We start from the raw sequence: 12,937 nt of genomic DNA on the forward strand, positions 1-12,937 counted from the left end.
ATAAAAAAACGGGATCATCAGATCCCGTTTTTTGTTACCGTCAGCGTGGATTATTTGAAGATAATCTCATCTTTCGGGTCAAATTTTGACGCGTCGATCACTTTATTTTCTTCAAAGAATTTTTTCAGCATTTCCGCATCAATGAAGTTGGTGTTGATGTAGGTTGGGTGTTTTTTCAACACTGGGTAACCATCGCCACCTGAGGCACAGTAATCTGGCACGGAAATTTTGTAGGTTTTGTTCATATCGAACGGTTTACCGCCGATTTTCACATCAGAAATTTTCTTCGCCGCACGATCAACGGTCATTGAAATGCCGGCAAATTGTGGATAAGCCCCTGTATTTGGCTCTTTGATCGCCACTTCCGTGAGGTAATCCAACAACTCTTGACCTTTCATTTCCACGGTGCTGATCATATTACCGAACGGTTGCACCGCAATGATGTTTTTATAAGTAACCGCACCTTCTTCAATCGAAGTACGGATACCGCCCGAATTCATAATCCCGATGTCCGCCCCCACACGTTGCATTTGTGATTGAGCGATTAAGCGACCAAGGTTGGTTTGGTGGAAACGCACGATATCACGGTTGCCTTCCAATTTGCCGCCTTTCACTTCACCCACCACTTGACCGAGCAATTTATCGCCCTCGTCTTGGTATTTTTGTAATTCTGCTTGAAGGGCTGGGTCAGCTTTGATTTCCTCTTTGTAGAGGCGATATTCGCTCGTGCCGTCTTCTTTCTTGATTTTTTCTTTCAAGTTGATCGGAATTAACTCATATTTCACGAGCTTAGTTTCGCCGTTTTTGAATTCGAAATCCGCACGACCGAGGAATTTACCCCATTCGCCCGCTTGCAAAATGTGCGTGCCGTTTTGATAGTCTGGGCGGCACTCTTCACCTGGTTTATATTTGGTTTTTAACGCCCCTTTGTCGTCTAAACAGAGGGTTTCGTGGGTGTGTCCGCCTACGATAATATCGAACGCCCCTTTATCGAGGGTGCGAGCCATCGTTACATCACCTGGTGCATTTGAGCCGTGTTTGCCATCATTGTAGTAGCCCATATGGGTAACGGCGATACGCACATCTGGTTTTTCCGTTTCGTTAATTTTCGCAAGGGTTTCTTTGGCGGTTTGGATTGGATTTTTGAACTCTAATCCGCCCGTATATTCAGGGTTGCCGAGCTTCGCCGTATCTTCGGTGGTTAAACCTACCACCGCCACTTTTAAGCCACTCTTATCAAACATCGCATAAGGGGTAACAAGCGGTTTGTTGGTCGCTTTATTGATCACGTTTGCCGAAAGTAGTGGGAATTTCGCCCATTTTTCTTGCATTTCAAGCTGTTGCAACGGGTTGTCAAATTCGTGGTTGCCGAGAGCCATTGCGTCATAGCCAATCGCATTCATACCTTCGATATCAGGTCTCGCACTTTGGGTGTCAGACTCTGGCACGCCCGTGTTCAAGTCGCCACCGTTTAACAAAATCACGGAACTGCCTTTTGCTTCGACCTCTTTGCGAATGTTATCCACCACCGCTTTTTGCGCTGCATAGCCATATTCGCCTTTTTCATTCGGCCAGAAATGCCCGTGCATATCGTTGGTGTGTAACACCGTGAATTGATAGGTTTTATCTGCCTCGTAAGCCATTGCAGAGGTTGCACCAAGCAACGCCACAGAGAGTAAAGTTTTTTTAAGTTTCATCGGAAGTTCCTCTTTGATTAAGAAAAGGTAATACAAGCGGTTAGATTTCGCCAAATTTTTGCGATCTAACCGAATAAAATAAAGATCCAAGTGATGCCAAACAGCACCATCGCCATAAACACCGCCGCCGAGCCAATATCTTTCGCCCGCCCTGAAAGCTCGTGGTATTCCTCGCCAACGCGATCCACCACCGCTTCCACCGCACTGTTCAATAATTCCGCAATCAGCACGATCAACACCGAGCCAACCAGCAAAATTTTCTCAATCGCCCCCTCGCCCAAAGCCAAGCCGAGCGGAATTAAAATAAAAGAAAGCCACACTTCTTGACGAAATGCGGCTTCATAAACATAGGCACTTTTCAGCCCTTTCATTGAGTACCCAGCGGCACGAATAATCCGCTGAAAATCAGCTTTATTTTCTGGTTTCATTCTAATGATTAACGTAAAGAAAAAGTGGCGATATTCTACCCGAAAGAAATCGTTTGCGGAATAGCCCAGCCCACAAGGAAACGGCTAAATGCGTAAAAAATCGCAAAGAAAAGACCGCTTGGGGGAAATCTTTGGGAAAAAACATTACGCCTTTTTAACTTTCTCACCTTGATTTTTTACACAAAAGACTTATAAATAATTAAAATGTGAGGAGGTAACTTATGCTTATTCTAATGATGCCAGTTTTCGCTTTATTTTACTGGATGTTCTATTCTGATACTCTGGTAAGAAGAATTATAGGCATATTGTTTTATGCTGATCTTTTCTTCATTGCTTATTCCATCATAGAATATGATGGTGAACGATTACTAAGATCCTTTTTATATGCCATTCCTATTACGGTTGTTGTTTATTATGGCATTATTAAATTTTTAGATCTCGGCATTAAATTCTGTGATTACATTTTAAAAAAGACTTCCTGATGTGTTTTGATAAATACAAGCGGTGGAATAACGAAAATTTTTGAAAATCCGACCGCTTGCTATAAAAAAAACCTAGCAAATCTGCTAGGTTTTTTGTTGGTTAGGGTTTATTCAAATAGCCCTTGATGTAATGATCGAACGATGTCGTCAGCATCCGAGCTTTTGACGAGGGTGCAGACGTTGTTGGTGCTGGCACCGTAGCTGATGAGGCGGATGTTGTAAGGTTCAAGCTGTTGGAACAGTTGTTTGGCAACGCCTGATTGGGTGTGTAAGTTGTTACCAATGATTGCCACGAGGGCGAGGTCGTGTTCCACTTGAACGTGGCAGTATTCGTTTAATTCATCGAGTAACGCTTGCGAGAGCATATCCGCACCCGATGAAGCCGAGCCTGTTTTATCTAAGGTTAGGGCGATGCTCACTTCGGATGTGGTAATCACATCAACCGAAATTTTGTGTTTTGCCAAAATCGCAAACACATTCGCCAAAAAGCCTTGTGCGTGTAGCATACTCAGGCTTGAAAGGGTGAGTAAAATTTGGTTGCGGCGTAACGCAATCGCACGGAAAGTTGGGCGTGGTTGTGGATCACGAGTTACCCAAGTGCCACCTTGCTCTGGGGCTTTGCTTGATCCCACATAAACAGGAATGTTACTTCTCACCGCTGGCAGTAAGGTGGCTGGGTGTAATACTTTCGCCCCGAAGGTTGCCATTTCCGCGGCTTCGTTAAAGCTCATTGTGTCAATGCGTTTCGCATTTGGGGCAACGCGAGGGTCGGTGGTGTAAATGCCTGGTACGTCCGTCCAAATCAGCACATCATTGGCATTTAACACTTCCGCAAGTAAAGCGGCAGAGTAGTCGCTACCGCCACGCCCTAGGGTGGTGGTTTTCCCCTCATCATCACGCCCGATAAAACCTTGGGTGATCGCAATTTTGCCCTCGGCAATTAGCGGTTTTAAAATTGCGTCAGCTTGTTGTTGGGTTTTTTCATCGTTCGGGGCAGCTTTACCGTAGTGGTTATCGGTGGCGACAATTTCTCGCACGTCTAACCAAACCGCAGGGTAGCCACGTTCGTTTAAGAGTTGGGTGAAGATTTTGGTGGACATCATTTCGCCGTGGGAAATCAATTCGTCCGAAAGTGCCGCAGAAGTCGCAAGGCTTGCCGATTCCGCTAAGGCTTCGATATGTTGCAACAAGCGGTCGATTTCCGCTGAAACTTCGTCTTGTTGCTGTAATTTTTCGATGATGTTGTATTGAATGGTGCGTACCGCAGCGAGGATTTCATCTCTGCGTTCTTTTTCACAACCGTTTGCCAATTCCACGAGGAAATTCGTTACCCCAGCCGATGCCGACAATACCACCACACGGGTATTTGGATCTGCCATAACAATGTTTGCACAGGCTGTCATTGCATCAAAATTTGCAACGCTTGTCCCACCGAATTTTGCCACAGAAAGATGTGCCATAAGTTTGTTCCTTGAAAGATAGATAGTTGTAGTCAGAGTGGACATTCGTGAAAGGAAATTGATAGATTATCGGTTGAGAAAAGATAATCATTTCAGAGCACTCCATTTGAATTTGGCGGTTGCCGTCATTCAAATGACAGCTGATAGGATTCAACCTGATTCAGCCGATGTTCATTCCAGTCTAGTGAATTCACACCTCGGCAAGCACTCCCATCACTTATCATCAATAGCCCTAGTTGCCTCCGATAAGTTGCCTGAGTGTTGCACCTCTCCCGCAATGGCGATGCCATTACTTTCTTTCAAAACCTGAAAGACGAGGGGGAAAATATGATTTTCTCGGCAGGGTGTCAAATGTTATTTTACACACCCGAGCAGATTGGCGAGAGATTGAGCGGTTTTGATTATTTCTACTTTTCTTTGCTTCGCCAAAGAAAAGTAGCAAAAGAAAGGCGACCCCGAACATTTTGCTTTTGTCTCGCTTGTTTCTAATTTCTGCGAACGATTTGTAAACTCGCTTGCTTCGCAAGCTCAGACAGTACAAATCGTTCTTGAAATTGACGAAACTGCTCAACGCAAAATGACGGGGAATTTTATTCGAGCAAGAATGGAAATTCTCTAAAAAATTACCGCTTGTAGCCCCCTTCCCATGCAGCGAGGGAAGATCATTTGGCAAGCGGTAGGATTTCCCGAAATTTTAATCCCACCGCTTGCATTCCTCATTATTCATTCGCCCTCAAAATCAACGGAGTTAAGTAATCGATCAGCACCTTGACTTTGGGAGAAAGATAGCGGCGGTTGGGGTAGAGTAGGCTGATGTCGAACGGTTGTTGAGCGTGGTCGGGTAGGATTTGCACCAACTCGCCAGTGGCTAACGCAGGGGCGATGAGGAACAGCGGCAGGTTGGCGATGCCGAGTCCGTTTTTGGTCATTTGCACGAGGCTGGTGCCGTTGTTGCTTTGAATGTTGGCGGTTGGTTTGTATTTGAGGGTTTGCCCCTGATGTTGAAACTGCCATTGGCTATGCCGTTCATACACGATAAAACGATGATTTTCCAACTCGGCGAGGCTGGTCGGCGTGCCGAATTGAGCGAGGTAAGCAGGGGAAGCTACTAGCAAATGGTGCGATTGTGCCACCCGTTTGGCGATGATTGAGCTATCTTCCAACTGCCCGATGCGTAACACCAAATCAAAACCGTCCGCCACCATATCCACCCGTCTGTCGCTAAAATCCAAATCGAGTTGCAAATTTGGGTAGGTGGCGAAAAATTGATCCAAATATGGCACGATAAAACGAATCCCAAAATCAATCGGCAACGAAATTTTGAGCTTGCCGTGCAGGGTGGAAGTGATGTTGCTTACGCAAGATTCCGCCTCTTGCAGTTCATTTAAAATCGGCAAACAGCGTTCATAATAGAGCATTCCTGCTTCGGTGGGCGAGATTTTACGGGTGGTGCGGTTTAGTAGCCGCACATTTAACGATTCTTCAAGCTGGGCGATCAATTTGGTCGCCATTGCGTTGGAAATTTGTTCAAGTTCCGCCGCTTGTTTGAAACTTTGGGTTTCAATTATCCGACAAAATAAACTGATTGCGTTGAGTTTGTTCATTTTCTTTCTTCTTTATATTGTATTTTTTGTTGGCTCTTGTTATCGTAAAAATAACATCGTGTAAAATCAACCAAAATGAAATAATCTGCCGATTATTTCATCTATTATTCAAAATTAGGGAATACTAATGGGTAAATCGTTAGTGATTGTGGAATCGCCAGCCAAAGCGAAAACCATTAACAAATATCTCGGCTCGGATTTCGTGGTGAAGTCGAGCGTGGGGCATATTCGTGATCTGCCAACCAGCGGTGGCGAGAGCGAAAAAACCGAAAAAGCCAAACCGATTTCAACCAAAGGAATGTCCGCCGAGCAGAAAGCCAAAATCAAAGCGGAAAAAGAGCGGACGGCGTTAGTCAAACGTATGGGGATCGACCCGTTCCACGACTGGCAAGCGAATTATCAAATTTTGCCAGGTAAGGAAAAGGTGGTTTCCGAGCTGAAAAGCCTTGCCAAGAAAGCAGATCACATCTACCTCGCCACCGATTTGGATAGAGAGGGAGAAGCGATTGCGTGGCATTTGCGTGAGGTGATCGGCGGCGAGGATGCACGTTTTAGCCGTGTGGTGTTCAACGAAATCACCAAAAATGCGATCAAACAGGCGTTTGAAAAGCCAGAACAGCTTAATTTAGACCGTGTGAACGCCCAGCAAACTCGCCGATTCTTAGATCGTGTGGTGGGCTTTATGGTGTCGCCGTTACTTTGGAAAAAAGTGGCGAGAGGCTTGTCCGCAGGGCGTGTGCAGTCCGTTGCTGTAAAATTGTTGGTGGAACGTGAGCGAGAAATCAAGGCGTTCCAACCCGAAGAATTTTGGGAAATCCTTGCCAACACGGTGGCGAAAAAGGGAAAACTTCCGCTGGAACTGACCGCTTGCAAGGGCAAAAAATTCACGGCGAAGAACCAAAAACAAGCCGATGAAGCCGTTAAAGCGTTGCAAGCCAGCGAGTTTGTCGTTACCGAAATCGACAAAAAACCGACTTCGTCCAAAGCGAAAGCCCCATTCATTACCTCAACCTTACAACAAACCGCCAGCACCCGTTTGGGCTTTGGCGTGAAGAAAACGATGATGTTGGCTCAACGTTTGTACGAAGCGGGCTACATTACCTATATGCGTACCGACTCGACCAACCTCAGCCAAGATGCGTTATCAATGGCGAGATCCTACATTGAGAAACAATTCGGGGCGGATTATTTGCCAGCCAAGCCGAATTTCTACGCGAGCAAAGAGAAAGCCCAAGAAGCGCACGAGGCGATTCGTCCCTCTGATGTGAACGTGAAAATGGGCGATCTGAAAGGAATGGAAAAGGACGCGGAACGCCTCTACGATTTGATTTGGCGACAATTCCTCGCCTGCCAAATGACCCCAGCCCAATACGATTCCACCAGCTTGACCGTAACCGCTGGCGATTATGAACTTAAAGCCAAAGGGCGGGTGTTACGCTTTGACGGCTGGACGAGAGCCTTGCCAATTCAAGGCAAAACCGCCGAAGATCAAGAGTTGCCAGAAGTGAGCCAAAACGAAGTGCTAAAACTGGTGGACGTTGTGCCAAGCCAACATTTCACTAAGCCACCTGCTCGTTTTAGCGAGGCGGCTCTCGTGAAAGAGCTTGAAAAACGGGGGATTGGGCGACCGTCCACCTATGCGGCGATCATCTCGACCATTCAAGAGCGTGGCTATGTGAAAGTGGAAAATCGCCGTTTCTATGCGGAAAAAATGGGCGAGATCGTAACCGACCGCTTGAATGAATCCTTTGGCGATTTAATGAACTACGATTTCACCGCCAATATGGAAGACACCCTTGACCAAATCGCCTCGGGCAACAGCAACTGGAAAGAGGAATTAAACCGCTTCTTCGCCGATTTTTCCGAGCAATTAACCAAAGCAGAATTGGACGAGTTAGTGGGCGGAATGAAGCCAAATCATCTGGTGGAAACGGACATCAACTGCCCGACTTGTGCCAGAAAAATGGCGATTCGCACCGCTTCCACGGGCGTATTCTTAGGCTGTTCGGGTTACGCATTACCGCCGAAAGAGCGTTGCAAAACGACGCTTAACCTGATTCCAGAGGCGGAATTACTCAACGTGTTGGACGAAGATTCCGAAACCAACGCCCTAATGCAACGCAAACGCTGCCCGAAATGCGACACAGCAATGGATAGCTATGTGATCGACCCTGCTCGCAAATTGCACATCTGCGGTAACAACCCAAATTGTGAGGGGTATCTGATCGAGCAAGGTTCGTTCAAAATCAAAGGCTATGACGGCCCAATTGTGGAATGCGACAAATGCGGGGCGGATATGCACCTCAAACTGGGGCGATTCGGCAAATATATGGGCTGTACGGCGTGCGATAATACGCGAAAAATCCTCAAAAACGGTGAAGTGGCACCGCCTCGCGAAGAGCCGATTGCCTTCCCAGAATTAAAATGCGAAAAAGCCGATGCGTATTTCGTGTTGCGAGACGGGGCAAGCGGTGTGTTTATGTCGGCACACAACTTCCCGAAAGTGCGAGAAAGCAGAGCGCCGAAAGTGGCGGAACTGGCTCAATATCGTGAACGTCTGCCAGAGAAATTACAATATCTCGCCGACGCCCCAACCCACGATCCAGAGGGCAACGAAGCGATTATCCGTTTCAGCCGCAAGGAAAAACGCCAATACGTTACCTCTGAGAAAAACGGCAAAGCGACCAAATGGATTGTTGATTACCTTGACGGACGTTGGGTTGAACGCAAGAAATAAATTTCAAAAAATCCTACCCCTTGCAAGGGGTAGGATTTTTACAAATTTTCACTATCCAATCATCCAGCCAATCTAAACCAAATGAAACAAAGCAAACCTTTTATTCTACATAGCCCATTCAAGCCCTCTGGCGATCAGCCTTCGGCGATTGCGAAATTAACCGAGGGATTGAATGACGGCTTGGCACATCAAACCCTGTTGGGGGTAACGGGATCGGGCAAGACCTTTACCATTGCGAACGTGATCGCCACCCTCAACCGCCCTGCGATGTTGCTCGCCCCGAACAAAACGCTGGCGGCACAACTTTACGCCGAGATGAAAGCCTTTTTCCCCGAAAATGCGGTGGAATACTTTGTTTCCTACTACGATTATTATCAGCCCGAAGCCTATGTGCCGAGTAGCGACACCTTTATCGAAAAGGACGCCTCGATCAACGAGCAGATCGAGCAAATGCGACTGTCGGCGACCAAATCGTTCCTCGAACGGCGAGATACGATTGTGGTGGCTTCGGTGTCGGCGATTTACGGATTGGGGGACGTTGATGCCTATATGCAGATGATGTTGCATCTGCAAGTGGGGGCGATTATCGACCAACGCACTATTCTTTCTCGCCTTGCCGAGTTGCAATACACCCGCAACGATCAGGCGTTCCAGCGTTCCACTTTCCGTGTGCGGGGCGAAGTGATTGATATTTACCCTGCGGAAAGCGATGAAGTGGCGTTGCGAGTGGAACTCTTTGATGATGAAATCGAAAATTTATCCCTGTTCGATCCGCTTACGGGGCATAGTTTAGGCAAAGTGCCTCGCTACACCATTTACCCTAAAACCCACTACGTTACCCCCCGTGAGTGGATTTTGGCGGCGATAGAGCAGATAAAAACGGAACTTGCTGACCGCCGCACTTATTTCATTCAAGAAAATAAATTGTTGGAAGAGCAACGCCTGACCCAACGCACCCAATTTGACATCGAAATGATGAACGAGCTGGGCTACTGTTCGGGGATCGAAAACTACTCACGCTACCTTTCGGGGCGGAAAGAGGGCGAGCCACCGCCGACTTTGTTCGATTATATGCCGTCAGACGGTTTGCTGATTATTGACGAAAGCCACGTTACCGTGCCGCAAATCGGTGGAATGTATCGTGGCGACCGAGCGAGAAAGGAAACGCTGGTGCAATATGGCTTCCGCCTGCCGTCTGCGTTGGATAACCGACCGCTTCGCTTTGAGGAATTTGAGCGATTAGCCCCACAAACGATTTACGTTTCCGCCACCCCAGGTAATTACGAGTTGGAAAAATCGAACGGCGATGTGGTGGATCAAGTGGTGCGACCAACGGGATTATTAGACCCGATCATCGAAGTTCGCCCCGTGGCTACGCAGGTGGACGATCTGCTTTCGGAAATTCACAAACGGGTAGCGGTGGACGAGCGAGTGCTGGTTACTACGCTTACCAAAAAAATGGCGGAAGATTTAACCGACTATCTGGACGAACACGGCGTGCGGGTGCGTTATCTGCATAGCGACATCGACACCGTTGAGCGGGTGGAAATTATCCACGATTTGCGAATGGGAATGTTTGACGTGCTGGTTGGGATCAACCTGTTGCGAGAGGGGCTGGATATGCCCGAAGTCTCGCTAGTGGCGATTTTAGATGCAGACAAAGAGGGCTTTTTGCGGTCGGAACGCTCGCTGATCCAAACCATTGGGCGAGCGGCTCGCAACCTCAACGGCAAAGCGATTCTCTACGGCGACCGCATTACCAACTCAATGCAAAAAGCGATCACCGAAACGGAACGCCGCCGCGAGAAACAGCAAAAATACAACGAAGAACACGGCATTGTGCCACAAGCCTTGAACAAAAAAGTGGGCGAATTACTCGACCTCGGTCAAACGGACAAACCACGCAAAGGCAAGGTGGCAAAAGTTGCCGAAGATCACACCGCTTACAAACCAAAATCTCGTAAGGAATTGGAAAAAGAACTCAAATCCCTCGAACAACAAATGCGAGATCTCGCCAAAGATCTCGAATTTGAAAAAGCGGCGGCGGTGAGGGATAAAATCAATAATTTAAAAAATTTTTTACTTGAATTCTAAAAGTAGTTGAAAAAATTTATCCTTATTCTAAAATTCGGACTACTTTTTACTTAAATGGAGAATTTTTATGGCTTTAATCAATTGTCCTGAGTGTAACCATCAAGTTAGTGATCAAGCTCTGAAATGCACTTCTTGTGGAAAACAGTTGAAGAAACCTAAAAGAAGTTTTTTAGGTAAGATAATTAAATGGATTTTCATCTTATTTAATCTATTGATGATCTTTTGGGTAGTTGGTGGTTCAATGTCTGCTGGCGATACAATTAACTCTGCTACAAGTGAAGCTGCAAAAGCTGGAGCGACAATTGGTGCAGGACTTGGGCTTTCAATGGTATTGGGGTTATGGGTAATTGGGGATATTATTATTGGTATTCTCGTATTTTTAACTAGACCAAAATCGTAATTAGGTATCAGTTTTCAAAGCCCATTGATTTGGGCTTATTTTTTATCAGGAGATTATAAATGCAAACATTCAACATTGCAGTTTTAGCAGGGGACGGTATCGGTCCTGAAATTATGGCTCAGGCGATTAAGGTGCTTGATGTCGCTCAACAAAAATATGGTTTTAAACTCAATTATGCTCACCACGATATTGGTGGGATTGCGATTGACAATCACGGCAAGGCGTTGCCTGACAGCACGTTGAAAGGCTGTGAGGAAGCCGATGCGATTTTATTCGGTTCGGTGGGCGGCCCAAAATGGGAACATTTGCCAGCCAACGAACAGCCAGAGCGTGGGGCGTTGTTGCCGTTGCGTAAACATTTTGCGTTGTTCTGCAATTTGCGTCCTGCCACCCTTTACAAAGGCTTGGAACAGTTCTGCCCATTGCGTGCGGACATTGCGGCGAAAGGCTTTGATATGGTTACGGTGCGTGAATTGACGGGGGGGATCTATTTTGGTCAGCCGAAAGGGCGTGAGGGCGAAGGGGCGAACGAAAAGGCGTTCGACACCGAAGTTTATCATCGTTACGAAATCGAACGAATCGCCAAAGTTGCCTTTGAAACCGCAATGAAACGCCGTAAATTGGTAACTTCGGTGGATAAAGCCAACGTGTTGATGAGCTCAATTTTATGGCGTGAAACCGTGAACGAAATCGCCAAACAATATCCCGAAGTGAAGTTAGAGCATATCTACATCGACAACGCCACAATGCAGCTCATCAAACAGCCAGAGCATTTTGACGTGTTGCTTTGCTCAAACATTTTCGGCGATATTATTTCAGACGAATGTGCGATGATTACGGGTTCAATGGGAATGTTGCCGTCGGCAAGCCTCAATGAAAAAGGCTTCGGCTTATACGAGCCAGCAGGCGGTTCTGCTCCTGATATTGCAGGTAAAAATATTGCTAACCCGATTGCTCAAATTCTTTCAGCGGCAATGATGTTGCGTTATAGCTTTGGCTTGGAAGAGGCAGCAAAAGGGATTGAAAACGCGGTGCAAAAAGCCCTTGCAGACGGCTACCGTACGGCGGATCTCGCCGATAAATCCGCCCCAATTTCCACCAGCGAAATGGGCGATATTATCGCGAAAAATTTACAAGGTTAATCATTACAAGCGGTTAGATAAGCGGAAATTTCACGCAATCTGACCGCTTGTTTTCACAAGAGAGAGATAAAAATGACATTAAAAATCGGAATTGTTGGTGCGGGCGGCAGAATGGGTCGCCAGTTGATTTTAGCGGTGCAAAATCAAGCGGGCGTGCAGCTCGGGGCGGCGTTTGAGCGTAAGGGTTCTTCCCTCGTTGGGGCGGATGCAGGCGAATTGGCAGGGATTGGTTCGATTGGGGTAGTAGTGTCGGACGATTTGGAAAGCCAAAAAGCCAATTTTGACCTGTTGATCGATTTCACTCGCCCAGAGGGAACGTTGGAACATTTGGCGTTTTGTGTGGCAAATCACAAACCAATGGTGATCGGCACAACGGGCTTTGATGATGCAGGTAAGCAAGCGATCAAAGCGGCTTCGGAAAAAATCGGAATTGTGTTCGCCTCAAATTACAGCGTTGGCGTGAATTTGGTGTTCAAATTGTTGGAAAAAGCGGCGAAAGTGATGGGCGATTATTGCGATATTGAAGTGATTGAAGCCCATCATCGCCATAAAGTTGATGCCCCGTCTGGCACGGCGTTATCAATGGGTGAGCATATCGCCAAAGCCCTTGGGCGTGATTTGAAAACCCACGGCGTATTTGCCCGTGAGGGGATTACCGGCGAACGCAAGCGTGATGAAATCGGCTTTGCCACCATTCGTGCTGGCGATGTGGTGGGCGAGCATAGTGTTTGGTTTGCGGACGAGGGCGAGCGAGTGGAAATCGCCCACAAAGCGTCCAGCAGAATGACGTTTGCTAACGGTGCGGTGCGTGCGGCAAAATGGCTCAATCAAAAGCAAAATGGGCTGTTTGATATGACGGACGTACTTGGTTTGGATCAACTATAAGGAAGCGA

The 12,937-nt window shown here is 47.0% G+C and carries 9 protein-coding genes and 1 riboswitch; of the genes, 5 read left to right on the forward strand and 4 right to left on the reverse strand.

What is annotated here, in order from left to right; genetic code table 11:
• Positions 1 to 50 precede the first annotated feature (50 nt).
• The 4 genes from ushA to B0187_RS05425 all read right to left on the reverse strand — a co-directional run bounded on the left by ushA (position 51) and on the right by B0187_RS05425 (position 5,671).
• On the reverse strand, positions 51 to 1,697 hold the full coding sequence (gene ushA, locus B0187_RS05405; protein WP_078236842.1) for a bifunctional UDP-sugar hydrolase/5'-nucleotidase UshA: 1,647 nt from the start codon (positions 1,695 to 1,697) through the stop codon (positions 51 to 53).
• Positions 1,698 to 1,762: 65 nt separating this feature from the next.
• Complete coding sequence (locus B0187_RS05410) at positions 1,763 to 2,125, reverse strand: diacylglycerol kinase (RefSeq protein ID WP_078236843.1); 363 nt, start codon at positions 2,123 to 2,125, stop codon at positions 1,763 to 1,765.
• Positions 2,126 to 2,714: 589 nt separating this feature from the next.
• Complete coding sequence (lysC, locus tag B0187_RS05420; RefSeq protein ID WP_078236845.1) at positions 2,715 to 4,067, reverse strand: lysine-sensitive aspartokinase 3; 1,353 nt, start codon at positions 4,065 to 4,067, stop codon at positions 2,715 to 2,717.
• 87 nt (positions 4,068 to 4,154) lie between these two features.
• Positions 4,155 to 4,347: riboswitch (Lysine riboswitch) on the reverse strand.
• 439 nt (positions 4,348 to 4,786) lie between these two features.
• Positions 4,787 to 5,671, reverse strand: coding sequence for a LysR family transcriptional regulator (locus B0187_RS05425; RefSeq protein WP_078236846.1), 885 nt, complete (start codon positions 5,669 to 5,671; stop codon positions 4,787 to 4,789).
• A 127-nt stretch (positions 5,672 to 5,798) separates the two neighbouring features.
• Here B0187_RS05425 and topA point away from each other — a divergent pair, with 127 nt between their 5' ends.
• From topA to dapB, 5 genes are all read left to right on the forward strand, one after another.
• A complete protein-coding gene (gene topA, locus B0187_RS05430) occupies positions 5,799 to 8,408 on the forward strand; it encodes a type I DNA topoisomerase (RefSeq protein WP_078236847.1) in 2,610 nt (869 codons plus the stop codon).
• A gap of 81 nt (positions 8,409 to 8,489) precedes the next feature.
• Positions 8,490 to 10,502: an excinuclease ABC subunit UvrB gene (gene uvrB / locus B0187_RS05435; protein ID WP_078236848.1), complete on the forward strand. Its 2,013-nt coding sequence runs from the start codon at positions 8,490 to 8,492 to the stop codon at positions 10,500 to 10,502.
• Positions 10,503 to 10,569: 67 nt separating this feature from the next.
• On the forward strand, positions 10,570 to 10,902 hold the full coding sequence (locus B0187_RS05440) for a zinc ribbon domain-containing protein (RefSeq protein WP_078236849.1): 333 nt from the start codon (positions 10,570 to 10,572) through the stop codon (positions 10,900 to 10,902).
• 59 nt (positions 10,903 to 10,961) lie between these two features.
• Positions 10,962 to 12,044 (forward strand): 3-isopropylmalate dehydrogenase, encoded by a 1,083-nt coding sequence (gene leuB, locus B0187_RS05445; RefSeq protein WP_078236850.1) that lies wholly within the window; start codon positions 10,962 to 10,964, stop codon positions 12,042 to 12,044.
• 72 nt (positions 12,045 to 12,116) lie between these two features.
• Positions 12,117 to 12,929, forward strand: a complete 813-nt coding sequence (gene dapB / locus B0187_RS05450) for a 4-hydroxy-tetrahydrodipicolinate reductase (RefSeq protein ID WP_078236851.1) — start codon at positions 12,117 to 12,119, stop codon at positions 12,927 to 12,929.
• Positions 12,930 to 12,937: the final 8 nt, after the last annotated feature.

The organism is Haemophilus paracuniculus, assembly GCF_002015115.1.
Classification (GTDB): domain Bacteria; phylum Pseudomonadota; class Gammaproteobacteria; order Enterobacterales; family Pasteurellaceae; genus Haemophilus_E; species Haemophilus_E paracuniculus.